This is a genomic window from Nakamurella panacisegetis, assembly GCF_900104535.1.
Classification (GTDB): Bacteria; Actinomycetota; Actinomycetes; order Mycobacteriales; family Nakamurellaceae; genus Nakamurella; species Nakamurella panacisegetis.
This window is the reverse complement of sequence record NZ_LT629710.1, coordinates 3,746,905-3,766,351: the sequence shown is the minus strand read 5'-3', so window position 1 is coordinate 3,766,351 and position 19,447 is coordinate 3,746,905. Positions and strand designations below refer to the sequence as shown.

Here is a 19,447-nt window from a genome sequence, read left to right as displayed (position 1 = left end):
GTGCTGGCGGGACTTGAAGTGCGCGGACCACGACGGGAGGGCGGGTGATTTCACCGGTCCTCCCGTCGTCAGCGGTCAGCAGCCTGCGCCTGCGGCCACGGTGAAGTTCTTCCCGGCGGCGTCGACCTTGTACGTGACGTCGGTCGGGACCGAGTGCAGGAACCCAGCCGTCTGGAGGTCGCCCATAGTGGCAGCGACCGCACCGATGGGCGATTGGGCGATGTACGCCTCTCCGGCCACGGTCACGGTCGATACGTCCGCGGCGCAGGCGGCGGCCTTGCCGCGGTCGGTGATGCCGCCGACGGAGAACACGACCACGGCGGACAGCACGCCGAGGATGACGATGACGATGAGGAGCTCGATGAGGGTGAAGCCTTCTTCTTCTTCCCTCATCTTGCGGGCGGTAGCGAGCATGACGGTCTCCTTCTTCGGCGGTTTTAGTGTGAGTCAGCACGGTGGAACGGGCTGGTGAAGAGTTGTCGCGAAACGTCGATGGGGCCGGACGGCCAAAGCACCGGACGGTGACTCCATCCGGAACGGGTCTGCAGCTCCGTCACTGGATCAGTCGCTGTACGTGTTCGGGAACTGTGACACACAGTGTCCGGAATGACTAGCGTGTTCACTCTTCAGAGTTTGTTAGCCATTTTCAGCCTAGTGCCTGGTCCTCACAGCGGCGACTTCTGCCGTGCATGGCTTTCCTAACGAGTCCGAGCATCGGCTATCCGTCATCACATTGGCATGCGTTGCCCGACAGCGACCGTCGGACAGGCAGGTTATGGTGTTGGCTCCAACCGGAACGGAGGCGACCGTGCCCCTGGTGGCAGTCCTTTCGGGCCTGTTCGGATTGGCGATCGGGTCTTTCCTGAATGTGGTGATCTATCGGACGCCGCGCCAGGAATCGCTGATTGCGCCCGCGTCGCACTGCCCGCTTTGCGGGGAGCCAATTCGGGCCAGGCACAACATTCCGGTCCTCGGCTGGCTGCTGCTCCACGGCCGATGCGCGGACTGCGGTTCCACGATCAGCGTCCGCTATCCCCTGGTGGAACTGACGACTGCCCTGCTGTTCGCCGGCCTGTGCCTGAGACTGTCGGCCCTGCAACTGCTTCCAGCATTGCCGGCCTACGCATACCTGGCCGCCGTCGGCGTGACGCTGGCCATGATCGACCTGGACCATCGACGGCTGCCCAACGTCATCATATTGCCCTCCTACGTGATCATTGCCGGCTTGCTGGCCGGCGCATCACTGTGGACCCACGACTGGTCGGCGCTGGCCCGGGCTGGAGCCGGCGGCGTGGCGTTGTTTGCCTTCTACCTTCTACTCGCGGTGATCCATCCCGCCGGCATGGGCATGGGCGACGTCAAGTTGGCCGGCATCCTCGGCGCGATTCTCGGGTACCTCTCGTGGGCCGCGCTGATTATCGGTGCCTTCGGCGGCTTCCTGCTCGGTGCAATCGTTGGAATCGCCGTCCTGGCCGCCGGTCGGGGCACTCGGAAGAGTGCGTTGCCCTTCGGTCCGTTCATGATCACCGGCGCCATTCTGGCCATATTTGTCGGAGATCCGTTGGCGCAGTTGTACCTGCGGGCGATGGGCCAAGTTTGAGCCGGCGGTGAACCAGGCCAACGGCGACGAAGGAACGACCTGGTCCACAGCCGGTGCGGGCCATCGTGGCCCATCTCCGACCGCGTCGCCCTCGTCGCTGTACGCCGCGATCCAGTGCGCCCCAGGCAATTCCGTCGTCGGCCCGCGTCGCACCGGCAGCTCGCACAAAGCACTTCCAAGCTGGATTTCTGGGACGTGAATTCACACCGGTGGCCTGGCCTGAGTTCTCAAGAGGCAAGGAGCGCCCGTCGTGCCCAACTCGAAAGTCGCGACCCGGAATCGTCACCTTGACCGGGCCCGCCGGCTCGACGCGGACATGTCCTACAACACGGACAACGCAGCCGCGACGACCAGGACGAGCCCGCCGACGAACACCACCCACTGCCCGATACCCAGCAATTTCGTTCCGGTCGAGCTCGCGGACGGCATGGGCACCACGCCGGTGGCCAGGCCGCGCTTGGCCCGGATCCGGGCCGCGGTGGCCGAATTCGGGTCGTCGGCCAGAACGGCCGACTCGGTCTGTGAACCCGTGATCGACCCGAGGACGAGGATCCCCAGCAGGATCGACAGGATCAGCAGGAACCAGGCGCCGCCGAGCAGTCGTTTCTCGGTGACCGACGCGATCAGCTGGCCGTCGGCCGGTTTGGGGAAGAAGGCGCTGTAGAAGGCCAGCGTCAAGGTCAGGACCCCGGTGGCCAGGGTGATCAGCTGCTTCGTCAGGTCGGTGGCCGCGTCGATGGAACGGGTCGTCCAACTGATGTCGTCAGCCATTGGTGCGCTCCCGCGTCACGGGCAGAACGGCCAGATGCACACGCCGATCCTCTGCAATGCCTCCACCGAGGACGGCGTGGTCGGCCTGATCGCCGGCGCCTCGTCGGCGTCGGTGCCGAATTCGTCGGCGAACCGATCTCCGTTCTGGGCCCAGGCCTCGGCCAGCCGGGACAGGTTCGGCGTCCAGGCCGCCGGCTGCTCGTCCTCCGGAAGCTCCTGAACGGCATCCAGTCCGTGCCGAACCATCGCCGCGATCGTCGGACCTACCGAGGAAGGTAGATGGGAGGGAACCCGTTTCAGGACGTAGTCGGTGGCGACCTTGGCGTCCATGGGTACTGATGGTCGTGGCGCGGTCGTCATGGTTGCCTCCTGCGGCCGATCCTGGCAGCGCCCCTCACCGGTGTCAACGCCGCCGTTCCGGTGCTCGCGTTCGTCCCGATCGGCCGGCCCGACCTGCGGTTCCGGACCGCTCAGACCTGACGGGCGGCTTCCCGCTCGTCCCGATCGGTCCAGGTGCACACGCAGACCTCGTTGCCCTCGACGTCGGCCAGCACCCAGAACGATCGGGCCGCGGCGTCGCTGACCAGCACGCCACCCGCGGCGAGCGCCGCGTCGACCCTGGGCTGCGCCTCGTCGTGGGCCACCGTGATGTCGAAGTGCACACGGTTGCGCTGGGGCCGGGGCCGGTCCATCTGCTGGAACCAGATCGCCGGCAGCTGTCCGGTCGGATCGACGATCGCGTCGGCCGGGTCGTCGTACCCCGGCTCGTCGGCGTAGGCCATCACGGCCTTCCAGAACGGGCGGACGGCGGGTATGTCCATCGCATCGATGGCCATCTCCAGCATCTGCACCGGACGCGACACCTCGGCCGCGGTCGCGCCGCCGGGCACCCCGCCGGCGGCGGTGACCGCGGCCGACACGGACCGGGCCAGGTCGACGTCGACCTCACTGACGAACCCGGACTTCCGGGTCTGCAACGACAATTCGAGCCGATCCGGTCGCAGGTCGAGCCGAAGATGCCCGTCGGCCCGGTCGCCGCACGCGGCCGTAGCCACATCGGCCAACCGAAGCGCGTCGGCCAGCGTTCCGACCGGCACCGAGGTGGCCAGAGTGCCCAGCAGGTAACGCCATCCGATGGCCTCGACGGCGATCGATGCGGCGGTCCGGGTCAGCGCGCGGTCGGACTTGCGAGGATCGTCGGTCATGGCTCCAGCCTGGCACAGCACCGTCGGAAGCGGGCACCTGCCATCCTTGGACCCATGGATCGGTGGTGGCAGCGTGACGTCCTGGCCGCGGGCAAGCTCCCGCTGATGCTCTGCTTCCTGGCCTTCGTGCTGACCTTCGCCATCACCAGGACCATCACCCGGTTGATCCGGGCCGGGCGGGGCCCGTTCCGGAACCAGGTCACCAGCAGCGGTGTACACGTCCATCACGCCGTTCCCGGCCTGGTCCTGCTCATCGTCGGCGCCTTCGTCGGCGTGAGTTCCCAGAATTCCGACGCCTGGACGGTGACGTCCGCGTTGCTGGTGGGCATGGGCACCTCCCTCGTCCTGGACGAGTTCGCTCTGCTCCTGCACCTCACCGACGTGTACTGGAGCAACGAAGGCCGGGTGTCGGTCGACATGGTGAGCCTGACCGCCGCCTGCCTGGGACTGGTGCTGGTCGGCGTCAGCCCGGTCGGGGTGACGCAGGTCGGCACCACCGAACTGGCCGTCCGCCTGGGCGGCGTAGCGGTGGTCACCCTGCACGCCGTTCTGGTGCTGGTCTGTGTCCTGAAGAGCAAGTACCGGGTCGCGTTGTTCGGCCTCTTCCTGTTGCCGGTGGCCGCGGTCGGCGCGACGCGGTTGGGGCGCCCCCGCTCGTACTGGGCTCGCCACCGCTACGGTTCCGCCCGGGCGGAGCGCGCCGCCACTCGCGCGGCCACCTTCGACCGGCGTTTCGCCCCGGTCCAACGTCGATGGGAGAACCTGATCGGCGGGCGACCCAGCCTGCCCGACCCGCCGCCCTGAGGCGTTCAGAACGCCTCCACGATGTGGGACAACTCCACGGTCCGGCCCGGGCGAGCGAGAACACCGACCACGTCGAACCGGACGCTCACCCAGGGGACCTTGCACTCGGCCAGATACAGGTGCGCCAGCCGCCGCAGCTTGCGGCGTTTGCCCCGGGTGACCGCCTCGAACGGGCTCCCGAATCCGTCGCCGCTGCGCGTCTTCACCTCGCACACCACGAGCCGACGCAGGCCGTCGGTGGCGACGATGTCGAGCTCGCCCTCCCTGCACCGCCAGTTCCGGGCCAGGATCACCAGACCCAGACCCTCCAGGTGCTCGGCGGCCAGGTCTTCGCCCCTACGGCCCAACTCGTTGCCGGCAATCGATGCCATGTCGCCCACCCCGTCGCTCCCGGCGGACCGGAACAGCCCGACCGGATTCCAGCCTGCGACGCGATCGCCGGGCGACCAAGTCACCTCAGACGAATGTGGACAACTCAGGTATATGGGGACAAACCGTCAGCCGAACGTCTCACCTTCGGGCAGGCGGAGATCGGGCTTGTCCAACTCCTCGACGTTGACGTCCTTGAACGTCACCACCCGGACGTTCTTCACGAACCGAGCCGGCCGATACATGTCCCACACCCAGGCGTCCGACATCCGGACCTCGAAGTACATGTCGCCGTCGGAATTTCGCACCTGCACGTCGACGGCGTTGCAGAGATAGAACCGGCGCTCGGTCTCCACCACGTAGGCGAACTGACCAACGATGTCGCGGTACTCCCGGTAGAGCTGGAGCTCCATCTCGGTCTCGTACTGCTCCAGATCCTCTGCACTCACGAACGGGCTCCTCTCAGGTCCTGCCTACTGCGGTCATCATCCCCGCATCGGATTCGCCGTCCAACTCCGCCGCCCGTTGCCGGCCCGATCATCGGACCCGCCGGGCGGTTCCGGCGATGCCGACCGACTCCGCCGTCACCGGCTGGATTCGAACTCGTCGACCAGATCGCCCGCGACCGGCAGCCGCCAGCTGCGGCGGTGCACCTCGCTGGGACCGTGTTCACGCAGTGCGGCAACGTGTTCGGCGGTCCCGTAGCCCTTGTTGACGTCGAACAGGTACGCCGGGTAGTCCGCCGCCAGCCGCCGCAGCAGACCATCCCGTTCTGTCTTGGCCAGCACGCTCGCCCCGGCGACCCCGGCGCAGGTCAGGTCGGCCTTGATCCGGGTGTAGACCGGCCCGGTGACGGTCGGCAGGTCCGGTTCCAGCGGTAGCGGCGGGATCTCGTCGTCGAACAGCACGGGCTCGGGTTCGGACAGATAGTCGTGATTGCCGTCCAGCAGGACCGCGTCGACCGGCCCCGGCAGTTGGGCCAGGGCCCGGCGCCCGGCCAGCCGCAGCGCGGCGATGATGCCGATGCGATCGATCTCGGCCGGGCTGGCGTGGCCGACGGCGTATTCACCGGCCCACCGGCGCACGGCCGGGAGCAGCGACTCGCGGGCCAGCGGGGTCAGCAGCTTGGAGTCCTTCAACCCCGCCGGAACGCGCCCGATCCGGGCTGTCACCACCACCACGCCGACCGTGACCGGGCCGGCCAGGGCACCGCGTCCCACTTCGTCCATGGCGGCGAGCCGGGTAACGCCGCCGCGGAGCAGCTCCTTCTCCAGCCGCAGGTGCGGCCGGGTGCTGCCGACACTCATGCCGTCCGGGCCGCCTTTCGTTCCTGTCGTCGGCGCTTCCGGCGGCGACGCCGGCTGGGCACCATGGCCAGCGAACCCCGGAGCCCCAGGGTCAGCAGGATGCCACCGGCCGCCGGGAGAGCCGCTGTCGGGCCGGATGCGATGGCCATGGCCTGGGGATCGATGTTGGGGTCTCCGATGGTCCGCCAACGAGAGGGCGGCATCACGATGAAGATGGCCTTGCCGATCACATCCGTCACCGGAATCGGCCGCCAGCAACCCTTCTCACCCCCGGGTTGGACGTAGGCCGCCGCCTGGGCCGGTTTCAGACCCAGGCACTCATAGGACGAGTCGGCCGAGGCCGACCGGTGGTCACCCATCACGAACAGTTGACCCGCCGGCACCTTGAACGGCGCGAAGCAACGGCGGGAGGCGTAGCTGGAGGCGTCCCCGCCGGTGGTGCAGTCCGCGACTCCGGGTTCGAAGTCCAGCGGCTCGTAGATGTACGGCTCGCTGAGCGGTTTGCCGTCAACCGTCACGTTTCCGGTTTTGTCGCAGCAGGCGACGGTCTGGCCGCCGACCGCGATCACCCGCTTGACGAAGTCCTTCTCGTTCGGCGGTGCGATGCCGACCACCGACCCGAGGGCGGACATGGCCTTACCGAACCAGGTGGTGGGGCCGGCCACCCCGGCCGTCTCGGGGGCCCAGGTGTCAGGACCTTTGAAGACGACCACATCGCCCTGGCGGGGATCGCGGAAGTCGTAGACGATCTTGCTGGCCAGGATCCGGTCTCCGCCGGACGGGACACCGTGCAGGGTCTGTTCCATCGAGCCCGACGGCACGTAGTACACCTTGGCCACGAAAGTCTGGATGAGGAAGGTCAGGGCGAACGCCACCACGACGAGAACGGGCAGCTCGATCCAGAAGGGCCGCTTGGCCTTCTTGTTCCGCTTGTTCGACTGTCGCCGCCACCGGCTGACGGCCTGTTCGTGTTCGTCGGGATCCTCGCCGTCGGCCGGGGTGTCGCCGGCCTCGCCCGCGGCGTGGGTGTCGGAGGTGACCACCCAGTCCTGCCACGGTCCCCCGGGCCGACCCGCCTTCGGCTTCGCAGTTGCTTCCGGGGCTGTGCCGCCGGCCGCGTCATCGCGATCGCCCGCAGCGGACTCTTGCTCGTTCATCATGGTCAGGCTACGGCTTCCGGCGGGAATTGGTTGACAGACGAACAGGCCGCCACCATCCGGTTCGGATGACGGCGGCCTGTCGGTGATGCGGTGGATCAGCGGCGCTGGGTTCAGCGGTCGCGCTTCTCCTTGATCTTGGCGGCCTTGCCGCGCAGCTCACGCAGGTAGTAGAGCTTGGCCCGACGGACGTCGCCCTTGGTGACCAGCTCGATCTTGTCCAGGTTCGGGGAGTGCACCGGGAAGGTGCGCTCGACGCCGACACCGAAGCTGACCTTGCGGACGGTGAAAGTCTCGCGAATGCCACCACCCTGTCGACGGATGACGTGGCCGGCGAAGATCTGGATACGGGAGCGCGAGCCCTCGATGACCTTGACGTGCACCTTGACGGTGTCGCCGGGCCGGAAATCCGGAAGATCGGACCGCAACGAGGCGGAGTCCAGAGCGTCCAGGGTGTTCATGATGTAGTTCCTTCTCTGAGTCCAAGACTCGGGGAATACGACGTGTCTCGTGGGCGGTCTCGGCGGACCCACGGCGGGCCAACCGGCAGTTGGTGGGATATGCCCGGCCAACTCACAACCCGCCTAGTCTGCCAGATCCGACGCCGGGGGCGAAATCGAGCGGCCGTGACCTGGCCGGATCCCCTCCTGCTCGAGGATCGACGAGTCGGCCCGATCCAGCGTCGCGGGGTCAAGGGCAGCGATCAGGTCCGGCCGGCGCCGGGCCGTGCGCCGCAGCGACTCGTCCCGCCGCCACCGGGCGATGGCCGCGTGGTGGCCCGACAGCAGCACCGGAGGGACCTCGAGTCCCTGATAGGAAAGGGGTCTGGTGTAGCTCGGGTATTCCAGCAGCCCGACGGACGCGTCGCCGAAGGAATCGGTGACGGCCGACAACGGGTTCCCCAGCACTCCGGGGATGAGCCGGGCGATCGCCTCGACCATCACCAGCACGGCCGCTTCGCCGCCGGCCAGCACGTAGTCACCGATCGACAGCTCCAGCACCTCGACCGTGGTCGCGGCGTGATCGGCGACCCGCTGATCGATGCCCTCGTAGCGTCCACAGGCGAAGACGATCTGCCTGCGGGTGGCCAGCTCGGCGGCGACTGACTGGTTGAACGGCCGACCGGCCGGGGTCGGCACCACCAGGGTGGTGCCCGGACCGGGCCGGACGACGTCGTCCAGGGCCCGGCCCCAGACATCGGCCTTCATGACCATGCCCGCTCCACCGCCGTACGGGGTGTCGTCGACGGTCCGGTGCCGGTCCGGGGCGTAGGCCCGCAGGTCGTGAACGGACAGATCGATCAGACCGTCGGCGATCGCCCGACCGAGCAACGACTCCCGCAGGGGCGACAGGTACTCCGGGAAGATCGTGACCACGTCCAACTGCAGCCGGGCCGACGCTTCCCCGCCAACGCGCTCGTCGCTCATCCGGACCGCATCCCGTTCCCGACCATCATGCGAACATGCCGTCCGGCGGGTCCACCGTCACCGTGCCGGCCGCCAGATCCACCACCGGGACGATCGCGCTGACGAACGGGACAAGTTCCTCGGTGCCGTCCGGGCGATTGATCACCAGGACCGGTGCGGCCGGCGGGTGCATGACGTCGACGACCTCGCCCAGGACCTCCCCGGTGGAGTGGTGGTGCACCGCCAGGCCGACCAGCTGGTGGTCGTAGAACTCATCCTCGTCCTCGGTCTCCGGGAGGGCCTCGGCGTCGACCAGCAGGTGGATGCCGCGCAGGGTCTCCGCGGTGTTCCGGTCGACGATCCCCTCGAAGCCGACGACCTGCACCGGGCCGGACCGTCGGGCGCCGGCGACGACGAGGACGGGCCGCGCGGCGGAGTCCGTCTGCAGACGGGAACCGACGGCGAACCGACGATCCGGGTCGTCGGTGAACGGGGTGATGGTGACCTCGCCACGAATTCCGTGGGCCCGACCAATACGGCCGACCTGCAACTGCGTCATCTGCTTCTCATTTCTGCTGCGGAAACGGCCGCACCCCGCGTCCGACCCACCGTTGACGGAGGGTGGCCGCGGGGTGCGGGTGAAACGAGGGACAGGATCAGCGGTCGGTGTCGACGACGTCGACCCGGATCCCGCGACCACCGACGGCCGACATGACCGTCCGCAACGCGGTGGCCGTCCGTCCGCCTCGGCCGATGACCTTGCCCAGATCGTCCGGGTGAACCCGGATCTGGAGGGTCCGTCCGCGGCGACCGGTGGTCAGGTCGACGTGGACGTCCTCCTCGTGATCAACAATGCCCTTGACCAGGTGTTCAAGGGCGTCGGTGAGCACGCTCACTTCTCGTCGGTGTCGGCGACATCTTCGGTCGCGGCGGCCGTGTCGTCCGAGGACTTGGCGGCCTTCTTCTTCGGCGTGGTGGCCGCCGGAGCGTCCTCGCTGCCGATAGCCGCGATCGCGGCCTCGTAGCGCGCCCGCTTGTCGACCGGAACCGGCTGCGGCTTCAAGGTGCCTTCGGCACCCGGCAGGCCCTTGAACTTCTGCCAGTCACCGGTCACCTTGAGCAGGGACAGCACCGATTCGGTCGGCTGCGCGCCGACGCTGAGCCAGTACTGCGCACGCTCGGAGTCGATTTCGATGACCGACGGCTCCATCTTCGGGTGGTACTTGCCGATCGCCTCGATGGCGCGGCCGCTACGGCGGGTGCGGGCATCGGCGACGACAACGCGGTAGAAAGGCTCGCGAATCTTGCCGAATCGAGCGAGCTTGATCTTGACAGCCACGGGTTGAAAAGCTCCTTGAACATGGTGGCGGATGACTCCGCCGAAGGGCGGGCGACCCGATCCGCGTGGGGTTAGCGGTCCGGAACGCACCAATGGCGGCCTTCGCAAGGAGAGAGGGGCCTTGCGACAGCCGTAACGTCGCTATTCTGCCACACCGGCGCCGCCGCGCCGACCGCCCGCGGGCCCGTGGCCGGAGAGGGGAATGCCGGTGTGGCCCGCAATGCCGAGGGAGACAACCGCTTGACCGAGCAGAGCCGATCCCCCCGGGACTGGCCACCCGCCCGGCCCGTGATCGCGGCCGGACGCCGGCACACCGTCGGAGTGAGGGCAGACGGTTCGGTGGTGACGGCAGGCATCCCCCAGGCGCCCGAGTGCCGCGTCGGTCCGTGGCGGGACATCGTCGCGGCGGTCGGCTGGAACGGGGACGGCCAGTGCGATGTCGCAGATTGGACGGGCGTCGTCGGCATTGCCGCGGGTTGGCGGCGCACCCTCGGGGTCCTTGCCGACGGCACCGTCCGCGCGGCCGGCCGGGCCCGGGAGGGGGCGTGCGACGTCGGCTCCTGGAGCGAGATCGTGGCCGTGGCCGCCGGGGACTGGCACTCCGTCGGCCTCCGCGCCGACGGGACCGCGACCGCGGTCGGCAACAACCGCCGGGGGCAGGGCGAGCTGAGAGCGTGGCACGGCCTGCGCTCGATCGCCGCCGGCTACCTGCACACCGTGGCGCTCACGCGGACGGGGCGGGTGCTCGCCGCCGGCGACGCGGCGGTCGGCGTCGACGAGGTGACCGGATGGCAGGACATCGTCGCCGTGTCGGCCGGAAGTCGCCACACGGTCGGCGTCGACACCCGCGGGAGGGTCTTCGCCGCCGGGGACAACCAGCGGGGGCAGTGCGACGTCGCGTCGTGGCGCCACGTCGTCGCGGTGGCCGCGGGCTCGGCCCACACCCTCGGGCTCCGCGCCGACGGATCGGTGCTGGCCGCGGGCAATGACGAGGACGGTCAGTGCGACACCTCTGGTTGGCACCTCCGGATCGACTGAGCGATCGGTCAGCTCCGGAGGGGCTGAGGCGGTCGGTCAGCCGGCCGGTCGGCCCGCTCGGATCACCATCGACGGCGACCTCAGGATCTCGACGTTCGCGGCCGGATCCTCGGGATAGATCACCAGGTCGGCCGAATCCCCCAGGTCCTGCGCACCGAGCCCGAGCCAGTTGCGGGCGTCATGGGTGGTGGCGTGCAGGACGGAGCGCGGATCGAGCCCGATGCGGCCCATGGCCGTCACCTCGTCGACGATCCGGCCGTGCTCGATGTACCCGCCGGCATCGGTGCCGGCGTGCACCGGAACGCCGGCCGCGGCGGCCGCGGCGAACGTGTCGTCGCTGCGCTCGTGCAGGTCCCGCATGTGCTTCGCGTACGCCGGAAACCGGGTTGCGGCATCGGCGAACATCGGGAAGTTGGCGATGTTGATCATCGTGGGGACCAGGTGTACCCGGCGTTGCACCATCTCGGCGATCGTCTCGTCGGTGAGGCCGGTGCCGTGCTCGATGCAGTCGACCCCGGCGGCCAGGAGGCCGGGCAGCGCGTCCTCACCGAACACGTGCGAGGTCACCCGGCAGCCGCCGTCGTGCGCGACCCCGATCGCCTCGGCCAGCACGTCGTCCGGCCAGAGCGGGGCCAGATCGCCGATGCTCCGGTCGATCCAGTCGCCGACGATCTTGATCCAGCCGCCGCCGTAGGCGACCTGACGAGCCACCTCGGCCGGCAGATCGGACACCTCGTCGAGATCGACCCCGAGATCACGGATGTACCGCTTCGGCCGCGCGATGTGCTGCCCGGCCCGCACCAGGATCGGCAGGTCGTCACGATCGGTCAACGGCCGGGTGTCGACCGGTGAGCCGCAGTCGCGGATGGCCAGCACGCCGGTGGCCAGGTCGATGCGGGCCTGCTGCTCGGCAACCTCGAGGGACACCGCACCCTCGGCCGAGTAGCCGACGTGGCAATGGGCATCGACGAACCCGGGCAGTGACCAGCCGGTCAGCTCGACCGCGTCCCGAACCGGGGTGTCGACGAAAACACCGCCGGCCATCCAGTATTCGACGCTCTCACCGGTGGCGGCGTCCCGGCCGGTGAAGTGAAGCGGGGCTGGCCTGGCCATCGGTTACTTCTTCGGGAACTTGAGCTGCGACGGGTCGAAGCCGGCCGGGAGCTGGTCGAGCCCGAACGCGGCCGGGAGCTGCGGGCCACCGGCCCCACCCAGACCCGGCATTCCGGGCATGCCCATCCCGGGCATACCCATCCCGGCCGGGAAGCCGCCCTTGATCTTCGGCGGCGTCGGACCGCGGCCGGACACCTTGCCCTTCTTACCCTTTCGCCCCTTGACGGCCTTGCGGTTGCTGGTCCGCGCCCCCGGGAAACCGAATCGGCCGGCCATCGCCGACATCATCTTGCGGGCCTCGAAGAACCGGTCGACGAGAGCGTTGACCTGGGAGACGGTCGCCCCGGACCCCTTCGCGATCCGGACTCGGCGCGAGGCGTTGATGATCTTCGGGTCCTTGCGCTCTCCCGGCGTCATCGACTGGATGATCGCCGCGGTCCGGTCGATGTCGCGGTCGTCAACGCCGGCCAGTGCTTCCTTCATCTGCCCGGCGCCGGGCAGCATGCCGAGCAGGCCGCCGATGGGACCCATCTTGCGGATCATCATCATCTGCTGCAGGAAGTCGTCGAGGGTGAAGTCGTTGCCGGCCAGCTTGGCCGCCATCTCCTCGGCCTGGTCGGCCTCGAAGTGCTGCTCGGCCTGCTCGATCAGCGTGAGCATGTCCCCCATGCCCAGGATGCGGGAGGCCATCCGGTCGGGGTGGAAGGTGTCGAAGTCGGCCAGCTTCTCGCCGGTGGAGGCGAACATGATGGGCACGCCGGTGATCTGCCGGACCGAGAGGGCGGCGCCACCGCGGGCGTCGCCGTCCAGCTTGGTCAGCACGACACCGGTGAAGCCGACCCCATCGGCGAAGGCCTGCGCCGTGTTGACCGCGTCCTGGCCGATCATCGCGTCGAGGACGAACAGGATCTCGTTCGGGTCCACGGCATCGCGGATGTCGGCGGCCTGCTGCATCAGCTCGGCGTCCACACCCAGCCGACCGGCGGTGTCGACGATGACGATGTCGTGCAGCTTGGACTTGGCGAACTCGATGCCGGACTTCGCCACCCCGACCGGGTCGCCGACCCCGTTGCCGGGCTCGGGGGCGAACACGGCCACGCCGGCCTGCTCACCGACCACCTGCAGCTGGGTGACGGCGTTGGGTCGCTGAAGGTCACACGCCACCAGCAGCGGGGCGTGACCCTGACCGCGCAGCCACAGCGCCAGCTTGCCGGCCAACGTCGTCTTGCCGGCGCCCTGGAGCCCGGCCAGCATGATGACCGTCGGCGGGTTCTTGGCGAACACCAGGCGGCGGGTCTCGCCGCCGAGGATGTCGACCAACTCCTCGTTCACGATCTTGATGACCTGCTGAGCCGGGTTGAGCGCCGCTGAGACGTCAGCCGCGGTCGCCCGTTCCTTGATCGCGGCGATGAACGTCCGGACCACCGGTAGGGCGACATCCGCCTCCAGCAGCGCGATGCGGATCTCGCGAGCGGTGGCGTCGATGTCGGCCGGCGTCAGCCGGCCCTTACCCCGGAGGGTGGAAAAGACGGTGGCCAGGCGATCAGAGAGGGTGTCGAACACTGCGTCAGGCTATCCCAGCGCCGCGACAACGGCCGCGACGATCTCCCGGCCCCGCGTCGGGCGCAACGGCGATCCGTCCAGTCCGACCAGGTAGAAGATGTCGACCGCCTCCGCCCCGTGGGTGTGCACGCGGGCCGAGGTGACGTTCACCCCGAGGCCGGACAGGGTCGAGGCCACGCCGGCCAGCAGGCCCGGCGAATCGTGGGCTCTGACCTCCAGCACGGTCGCCCGCTCGGAGGCGTTCTCGACGATCCGCACCGCGGGCGGCGCCGCCGTGGTCGGCTTGCGCGCCCTGGCCCGCTTGGCCAACCGGGCGGCGATGTCCAGCGAGCCGTCCAGCGCCTTGACCAGGTCGGCCCGCAGGGTGGACGCCTCCGGCGGGTCGCCGAACTCTGGGGTGACGGTCCAGGTCTGCAGGCCGGTCCCGTCGATGCTGCGGGCGGCCGCAGCGCGGACGGTGAGTCGATGAACGGTGAGCACGGCCGCCGCCGCGGCCAGCAGACCCGGCCGGTCGGGAGCCGCGACCGTCACTTCCAGGCCGGTCTCCCCGGGCCGGATCACCACGCCGGTACCGCCGGCCGCGATGAGTTCCTGTTCGGTGCGGCTCGGCTCGCCGGCGTCGGGCACCGGTTCCCCGGCCAGTACCGAACGGACCCGGTCGACCAGGTACCTGACCTGGCTCGCCTTCCAGGGCGACCAGGCGGCGGGCCCGGCCGCGGTGGCGTCGGACTCGGTCAGCGCGTGGAGCAGATCGAGCACGGCCGACGGCGATTCACTGCCCAACGCATCGACCACCCGAGCGACCGTGGCCGGATCGTCCGGATCGCGATGGGCGGCCGTCTCGGACAGCAGCAGGTGGTGCTGGACCAGCGTCCGGACGGTCTCGACGTCGGCCTTGACCACTCCGAGGCGTTCCAGCCAGCTCGGGATCATCTCCGCGCCGACCGTCGAGTGATCGCCGGGCAGGCCCTTGCCGATGTCGTGGAAGATCGCCGCCAGCAGCAGCAGATCCGGCCGGGACACGTTGCGCACCAACGCCGATGCGTTGACCGCGGTCTGCATCAGATGCCGGTCGACGGTGTAGATGTGGATGGGGTCCCGCTGCGGCAGCGATCGCAGGCGTTCCCAGCCGGGGAGCATCTCCGAGATCAGCCCGGCCTGGTCGAGACCCTCCCAGGCGGTGATCATCGGTTCACCCGCGCCGAGCAGGGCCAGGAAGGCGTCGAGCGCGACCGGCGGCCACGGCTCGGGCATGACGGGCCGGGTGCGGGCCAGCCGCACCACGGTGGCCGGGGAGACGGGCAACCCGGCCTGCGCGGCGGCCGCGGCCGCGCGCAGGGCCAGAGCGGGCGAGGTCGCCGGGTTGACGGTGCGGGCCAGTACGGCCTCCCCGTCCTGCTCGACGATGCCGTCGGCCAGTGGGGTCCGGTCCGGACGGCGGATCAGCCGGTCACCGGCGTCGGTGAACGCACCGCGTCCCGGGCCCTGGATCACCCGGCCGACCCGGTGCCAGGTCAGGTCGCTGGCGTGTACCACCGTGCGCCCGATGGCGGACACGTGCCGCAGCAGCATGTCCCGGTCGTCCAGGCCCATCAGCGTGGCCACGGCGTCCTGGTCCTGCTGCTGTAGGCGGTCGGTGGGGCGGCCGGTGACGGTCTGCACGGCGTCCCGCACGTCCAGCAGCGCCGAGCGGGCCTCCTCCAGACCCTGATGGGGACAGTCGGCCAGCCAGGAGGCGGCGACGGCCCGCATCACCACGAGGTCACGCAGACCGCCGCGGGATTCCTTCAGATCAGGGGTGGTGGCAAAGGCGAGTTCACCGCTGCGCTCGGCCCGTTCCCGGCAGGAGGCCAGCAGGGCGGGGAGGCGTTCCTTCGCGTCCGCTCGCCAGTCGGCCAGGACGCGACGGTGCAACGTGCTGGCCAACTCGGGATCGCCGGCGATGTGCCGCAGATCGAGCATGCCCAGCACGGCCGGCAGGTCCTGCCGGGCGATCTGGCGCGCCCCGCCGACCGACCGGACCGAATGGTCCAGACGGATGCCGGAGTCCCAGATCGGGTACCACAGCCGCTCGGCCAGCATCTCGGCGTACGACGTCGGGGTCTCGGTCGAATGCAGAAGTACCAGGTCGAGGTCGGAGAAGGGCGACAACTCACCGCGCCCGAAACCGCCCACGGCGACCAGCGCGACCCCGCCGACGTTGACGCCGGCGTCGGCGGCCAGGCCGGAGAGCCAACCGTCGGTCAAGCGGGCAAGAGCCCGGCGCCGGGCCGGACCGGTGATCCCGGTCCGGCCCAGCAGCTGGGCTCTCAGTTCAGTGAATCCGCCCCGTTCGGGATCGAATCTCGAATCCATCGGGGACATGATCACGTCGTTACAGGGCTTCCTGACCGCGCTCGCCGGTGCGAACCCGCACGACGTTCTCGACCGTGGTGGCCCATACCTTCCCGTCGCCGATCTTGCCGGTGCGGGCGGCCCGCACGACCACGTCGACCACGTCGTCCGCGTCCTCGTCGTCGACCAGGATCTCGACCTTGACCTTCGGCAGCAGTTCGACCGTGTACTCGGCACCGCGGTAGACCTCGGTGTGCCCGCGCTGCCGGCCGTAGCCGGACGATTCGGACACCGTCATCCCCTGGACGCCGAACGCCAGTAGCGCGGCACGGACCTCGTCGAGCTTGAAGGGCTTGATGACGGCGGTGATCAACTTCATGCGTGAACCTCCTTGCTGGCCGATGCATCAGCCAGGTGACCGGACGGGATGGCGCCGTTCGAGGACTGGATGTCGAACTCGTAGGCCGATTCCGAGTGCTCGTTGATATCGATGCCTTCGACTTCCACGTCCTCGGAGACGCGGAATCCGATCGTGAACTTGATGGCGTAACCGATCACCAAGGCCGCGATGAACGAGTAGGCGAACACGGAGGCGGCTCCGACCGCCTGCCGTCCCAGTTGCTCCCAGCCACCTCCGTAGAACACGCCGTTGTTGGCGAAGGAGTTGACGTCGGTCGAGGAGAAGAAGCCGATGAACAGCGTCCCGAAAATACCGCCCACGAGGTGGACGCCGACGACGTCGAGCGAGTCGTCGTAGCCCAGTTTGTACTTCAGGCCGACCGCGAAGGCACAGACCGCACCGGCCAGCAGACCCAGCACGATGGAGGCCCAGGGGGTGATGAAGCCACATGCGGGAGTGATGGCGACCAAGCCGGCCACGGCGCCGGACGCGGCGCCAACGCTGGTCGGCTTGCCGTCACGGAAGTACTCCACCAGCAGCCAGCCGCCGAGGGCAGCGGCCGTGGCGACCTGGGTGTTCATGAACGCCAGGCCGGCTAGGCCGTTGGATCCGACGGCCGAGCCGGCGTTGAACCCGAACCAGCCGAACCACAGCAACCCAGAGCCGAGCAGCACCCAAGGGACGTTGTGCGGACGCATCGGGTTCTTCTTGAAACCGACTCGCTTGCCGAGCACGATGGCCAACGCCAGAGCCGCGGCGCCGGCGTTGATGTGGACCGCGGTACCGCCGGCGAAGTCCTCGACCCCGGCGGCGCTCTGAACGCCGTCCTTCACCGGGGCCCAGAGGCTGGTGAGCCAACCCGGCGTCCCACCAAGGGCACCGAAGTCGAACACCCAGTGCGCGACCGGGAAGTAGACGATGATCGCCCAGAGAGTTGCGAAGATCGACCAGGACAGGAACTTCGTGCGATCGGCGATGGCGCCGGAGATCAGCGCCGGCGTGATGATCGCGAACATCAGCTGGAACGCGGCGAACACGATCACCGGGATACCGGTGCCGGTCCCCCCGAAGGCGACGATCTGACCGGCCGCGTTCGAAAGGTGACTCCACGAGAAGTCACCGAACAGGCCGCTGGTGGTCGAAGATCCGAACGCCAGCTTGAAGCCGAACAGCACCCACAGGATCGAGACGATGACGATGCAGATGAACGACATCATCATCATGTTCAGTGTGCTCTTGGAACGGGTCAGCCCACCGTAGAAGAAGGCGAGTCCGGGCGTCATGAGCAGCACCAGAGCGCTGCTGGCAAGCATCCAGGCGGTGTCGCCAGGACTCAACACCGGCGCCGGTGCTGCTGCGGCCAGCAGCGTTGTCGCTAAGTGCGGGACCATCAAACCTCCAGGCAGGGGGCGGAGTGGGATCGGGAGATCCTCGAACCGCCACAGCTTCGCCCGGAGTTGTTTCCTTCTGCGCCCGTTCATGTTTCACCCGGGTAAAGCAGGGCAAAATCACGTTTCGAGGGTGTTTCCGCACTGTTGCTGTCGCGTGTACTGCCTAGTCGCCGAGTAACGCGTCGACGAAGGCGGCCGGCTCGAACGGAGCCAGGTCGTCGGGGCCCTCGCCCAGCCCGACCAGCTTGACCGGGACCCCGAGCGCGCGCTGCACGGCAACCACGATGCCGCCCTTGGCCGTCCCGTCCAGCTTGGTCAGCACGATCCCGGTCACGTCGACCACCTCGGCGAACACCCGGGCCTGGACCAGCCCGTTCTGCCCGGTGGTGGCGTCGAGGACCAGCAGGATCTCGTCCACCACGGCCTGCTTCTCGATCACCCGCTTGACCTTGCCCAGTTCGTCCATCAACCCGGTCTTGGTGTGAAGCCGACCGGCCGTGTCGATGAGCACCGCATCGGCGCCGTCGGTGATACCGCGCCGGACGGCGTCGAAGGCCACCGACGCCGGATCGGCGCCGGCCTCGGCGCGCACCACCGTGGCACCGGCCCGCTCGCCCCAGGTCTGCAACTGGTCGGCGGCGGCCGCCCGGAAGGTGTCGGCCGCCCCGAGTACGACGGACCGGCCGTCCGCCACCAGTACTCGCGCGAGTTTTCCGGTGGTGGTGGTCTTGCCGGTGCCGTTGACCCCGACCACCAGCAGCACGGACGGTCGTCCGTCGTGCGGGAGCGCCTTGACCGTGCGATCGGGAATGTTGCCCTGCGCGTCGGTCTCCACCGCCTCGATCAGCACCCGGCGGAGCAACGCGCGGGCCGACACCGAGTCGGTGACGCCCTGGCGGGCCACTTCGGTCCGCAGCTTCTGGGTGATCTCGGCGGCGGCCCCGGCCCCCAGGTCGGCCATCAGCAGGGTGTCCTCGACGTCGGTCCAGGAATCCTCGTCGAGGGTGCCGGCGCCGAGCAGGCCCAGCAGCGACCGTCCGAAAGCGTTCTGCGATCGGGACAAGCGGCCGCGGAGCCGGCCCAGGCGCCCTTCGGTGGGCGCGATCTGGTCCAGCGCCGGCGGTGCGCTCAGTTCCTCGATCTGCGGTTCCTCGGCGACGGCCGGTTCGACCGGCAACTCTTCGAGCAGGATGGGCACGGCAGTCGGGACGTCCTCGTCGGGGAGCGGGACGTCCACCACGTCGGGTCGCACCGAATCGCGCGGGACCGCGGCATCGTCTCCGACCCCGGGCTGCCCGTCCACCTCCGTACGTTCCGGGAGCGAGGGCGTGGCCGGCGGCTCGACCACGGGCGCGGGCTCGGCCGGCGTCGGCTCGGCCGGCGTCGGCTCGGCGCGTTTCGGCTCGACGACCCTCGGCTCGGCCGCCTTCGGCTTGGGGGCCACGGCCGTACCGGAGCCGGCGCTGAACGAGATGGAGCTGCCGGCTTTGTAGGTGCCGGCCTTCGGCGGCGCCGGGCCGACCTCCGGCTTGCCGGCCGGCTCGATCAGGGTGATCCGCCGCCGGCGGGCCAGTGTCAGGCCCGTTCCGAGCCCGACGGCGAGTACAACGACGATCGCGATGACGATCCAGATCCAAGTAGCCACGCCGT

General features: G+C 69.2%; 22 protein-coding genes. 3 read left to right on the top strand and 19 right to left on the bottom strand.

From position 1 onward, the window contains the following. Positions 1-75 precede the first annotated feature (75 nt). Positions 76-414 (bottom strand): competence type IV pilus major pilin ComGC, encoded by a 339-nt coding sequence (locus tag BLS97_RS16925; RefSeq protein WP_090477968.1) that lies wholly within the window; start codon positions 412-414, stop codon positions 76-78. A gap of 394 nt (positions 415-808) precedes the next feature. Here BLS97_RS16925 and BLS97_RS16920 point away from each other — a divergent pair, with 394 nt between their 5' ends. Next, positions 809-1,600, top strand: a complete 792-nt coding sequence (locus tag BLS97_RS16920; protein WP_090482478.1) for a prepilin peptidase — start codon at positions 809-811, stop codon at positions 1,598-1,600. A 321-nt stretch (positions 1,601-1,921) separates the two neighbouring features. Here the strand turns inward: BLS97_RS16920 and BLS97_RS16915 are convergent, their stop codons facing one another. From BLS97_RS16915 to BLS97_RS16905, 3 genes are all read right to left on the bottom strand, one after another. Then, positions 1,922-2,371 carry a hypothetical protein gene (locus BLS97_RS16915; protein WP_090477965.1) on the bottom strand — a complete coding sequence of 150 codons (450 nt, stop codon included), beginning with the start codon at positions 2,369-2,371 and terminating at the stop codon, positions 1,922-1,924. Between the two features lie 15 nt (positions 2,372-2,386). After that, on the bottom strand, positions 2,387-2,731 hold the full coding sequence (locus BLS97_RS16910) for a hypothetical protein (RefSeq protein ID WP_157695482.1): 345 nt from the start codon (positions 2,729-2,731) through the stop codon (positions 2,387-2,389). Positions 2,732-2,841: 110 nt separating this feature from the next. Continuing rightward, positions 2,842-3,576, bottom strand: coding sequence for a VOC family protein (locus BLS97_RS16905; protein WP_090477958.1), 735 nt, complete (start codon positions 3,574-3,576; stop codon positions 2,842-2,844). A 54-nt stretch (positions 3,577-3,630) separates the two neighbouring features. On the opposite strand from BLS97_RS16905, the gene BLS97_RS16900 reads away from it, so the two are divergent. After that, positions 3,631-4,380 carry a hypothetical protein gene (locus BLS97_RS16900; protein WP_090477955.1) on the top strand — a complete coding sequence of 250 codons (750 nt, stop codon included), beginning with the start codon at positions 3,631-3,633 and terminating at the stop codon, positions 4,378-4,380. 5 nt (positions 4,381-4,385) lie between these two features. Here BLS97_RS16900 and BLS97_RS16895 read toward each other — a convergent pair whose 3' ends face one another. The 9 genes from BLS97_RS16895 to rpsP form a co-directional block, all read right to left on the bottom strand. After that, positions 4,386-4,751, bottom strand: a complete 366-nt coding sequence (locus BLS97_RS16895; protein ID WP_090482477.1) for a YraN family protein — start codon at positions 4,749-4,751, stop codon at positions 4,386-4,388. Positions 4,752-4,877: 126 nt separating this feature from the next. Beyond that, a complete protein-coding gene (locus tag BLS97_RS16890; protein ID WP_090477952.1) occupies positions 4,878-5,198 on the bottom strand; it encodes a DUF2469 domain-containing protein in 321 nt (106 codons plus the stop codon). Positions 5,199-5,333: 135 nt separating this feature from the next. Further along, complete coding sequence (locus tag BLS97_RS16885) at positions 5,334-6,056, bottom strand: ribonuclease HII (protein WP_090477949.1); 723 nt, start codon at positions 6,054-6,056, stop codon at positions 5,334-5,336. Next, positions 6,053-7,213, bottom strand: a complete 1,161-nt coding sequence (gene lepB / locus BLS97_RS16880; RefSeq protein ID WP_090482473.1) for a signal peptidase I — start codon at positions 7,211-7,213, stop codon at positions 6,053-6,055. Before lepB ends, BLS97_RS16885 begins: the two co-directional genes overlap by 4 nt. Before the next feature lie 113 nt (positions 7,214-7,326). After that, complete coding sequence (rplS, locus tag BLS97_RS16875) at positions 7,327-7,674, bottom strand: 50S ribosomal protein L19 (protein WP_090477946.1); 348 nt, start codon at positions 7,672-7,674, stop codon at positions 7,327-7,329. A gap of 123 nt (positions 7,675-7,797) precedes the next feature. After that, positions 7,798-8,601, bottom strand: a complete 804-nt coding sequence (gene trmD / locus BLS97_RS16870) for a tRNA (guanosine(37)-N1)-methyltransferase TrmD (RefSeq protein WP_172832386.1) — start codon at positions 8,599-8,601, stop codon at positions 7,798-7,800. Between the two features lie 64 nt (positions 8,602-8,665). Next, entirely contained in the window at positions 8,666-9,178 is a 513-nt protein-coding gene (gene rimM / locus BLS97_RS16865; RefSeq protein ID WP_090477940.1) for a ribosome maturation factor RimM, read from the bottom strand. A 97-nt stretch (positions 9,179-9,275) separates the two neighbouring features. Continuing rightward, positions 9,276-9,515, bottom strand: coding sequence for an RNA-binding protein (locus BLS97_RS16860; protein ID WP_090477935.1), 240 nt, complete (start codon positions 9,513-9,515; stop codon positions 9,276-9,278). Continuing rightward, the gene (rpsP, locus tag BLS97_RS16855; RefSeq protein ID WP_090477932.1) at positions 9,512-9,958 is read right to left on the bottom strand and encodes a 30S ribosomal protein S16; all 447 of its coding nucleotides are present in this window, start codon (positions 9,956-9,958) and stop codon (positions 9,512-9,514) included. The genes BLS97_RS16860 and rpsP overlap by 4 nt, the downstream gene beginning before the upstream one ends. Before the next feature lie 342 nt (positions 9,959-10,300). Here rpsP and BLS97_RS16850 point away from each other — a divergent pair, with 342 nt between their 5' ends. Beyond that, positions 10,301-10,996 (top strand): RCC1 domain-containing protein, encoded by a 696-nt coding sequence (locus BLS97_RS16850; RefSeq protein ID WP_197676225.1) that lies wholly within the window; start codon positions 10,301-10,303, stop codon positions 10,994-10,996. Between the two features lie 36 nt (positions 10,997-11,032). Here BLS97_RS16850 and BLS97_RS16845 read toward each other — a convergent pair whose 3' ends face one another. From BLS97_RS16845 to ftsY, 6 genes are all read right to left on the bottom strand, one after another. Further along, positions 11,033-12,109 (bottom strand): amidohydrolase family protein, encoded by a 1,077-nt coding sequence (locus BLS97_RS16845; protein WP_090477929.1) that lies wholly within the window; start codon positions 12,107-12,109, stop codon positions 11,033-11,035. A gap of 3 nt (positions 12,110-12,112) precedes the next feature. Next, complete coding sequence (ffh, locus tag BLS97_RS16840) at positions 12,113-13,672, bottom strand: signal recognition particle protein (protein ID WP_090477925.1); 1,560 nt, start codon at positions 13,670-13,672, stop codon at positions 12,113-12,115. Positions 13,673-13,681: 9 nt separating this feature from the next. Further along, entirely contained in the window at positions 13,682-16,027 is a 2,346-nt protein-coding gene (locus BLS97_RS16835; RefSeq protein WP_090482468.1) for a [protein-PII] uridylyltransferase, read from the bottom strand. Between the two features lie 19 nt (positions 16,028-16,046). After that, a complete protein-coding gene (locus tag BLS97_RS16830) occupies positions 16,047-16,385 on the bottom strand; it encodes a P-II family nitrogen regulator (protein WP_090477921.1) in 339 nt (112 codons plus the stop codon). Continuing rightward, the gene (locus BLS97_RS16825; RefSeq protein ID WP_231988155.1) at positions 16,382-17,797 is read right to left on the bottom strand and encodes an ammonium transporter; all 1,416 of its coding nucleotides are present in this window, start codon (positions 17,795-17,797) and stop codon (positions 16,382-16,384) included. The genes BLS97_RS16830 and BLS97_RS16825 overlap by 4 nt, the downstream gene beginning before the upstream one ends. Before the next feature lie 163 nt (positions 17,798-17,960). Next, entirely contained in the window at positions 17,961-19,442 is a 1,482-nt protein-coding gene (gene ftsY / locus BLS97_RS16820; RefSeq protein ID WP_090477914.1) for a signal recognition particle-docking protein FtsY, read from the bottom strand. Positions 19,443-19,447 lie beyond the last annotated feature (5 nt).

Coding starts and splice junctions, on each gene's coding strand:
- BLS97_RS16925 (WP_090477968.1), bottom strand. CDS start 414: ATGCTCGCTACCGCCCGCAAGATGAGGGAAGAAGAAGAAGGCTTCACC.
- BLS97_RS16915 (WP_090477965.1), bottom strand. CDS start 2,371: ATGGCTGACGACATCAGTTGGACGACCCGTTCCATCGACGCGGCCACC.
- BLS97_RS16910 (WP_157695482.1), bottom strand. CDS start 2,731: ATGACGACCGCGCCACGACCATCAGTACCCATGGACGCCAAGGTCGCC.
- BLS97_RS16905 (WP_090477958.1), bottom strand. CDS start 3,576: ATGACCGACGATCCTCGCAAGTCCGACCGCGCGCTGACCCGGACCGCC.
- BLS97_RS16900 (WP_090477955.1), top strand. CDS start 3,631: ATGGATCGGTGGTGGCAGCGTGACGTCCTGGCCGCGGGCAAGCTCCCG.
- BLS97_RS16895 (WP_090482477.1), bottom strand. CDS start 4,751: ATGGCATCGATTGCCGGCAACGAGTTGGGCCGTAGGGGCGAAGACCTG.
- BLS97_RS16885 (WP_090477949.1), bottom strand. CDS start 6,056: ATGAGTGTCGGCAGCACCCGGCCGCACCTGCGGCTGGAGAAGGAGCTG.
- lepB (WP_090482473.1), bottom strand. CDS start 7,213: ATGAACGAGCAAGAGTCCGCTGCGGGCGATCGCGATGACGCGGCCGGC.
- rplS (WP_090477946.1), bottom strand. CDS start 7,674: ATGAACACCCTGGACGCTCTGGACTCCGCCTCGTTGCGGTCCGATCTT.
- rimM (WP_090477940.1), bottom strand. CDS start 9,178: ATGACGCAGTTGCAGGTCGGCCGTATTGGTCGGGCCCACGGAATTCGT.
- BLS97_RS16845 (WP_090477929.1), bottom strand. CDS start 12,109: ATGGCCAGGCCAGCCCCGCTTCACTTCACCGGCCGGGACGCCGCCACC.
- BLS97_RS16835 (WP_090482468.1), bottom strand. CDS start 16,027: ATGGATTCGAGATTCGATCCCGAACGGGGCGGATTCACTGAACTGAGA.
- BLS97_RS16830 (WP_090477921.1), bottom strand. CDS start 16,385: ATGAAGTTGATCACCGCCGTCATCAAGCCCTTCAAGCTCGACGAGGTC.
- BLS97_RS16825 (WP_231988155.1), bottom strand. CDS start 17,797: ATGGTCCCGCACTTAGCGACAACGCTGCTGGCCGCAGCAGCACCGGCG.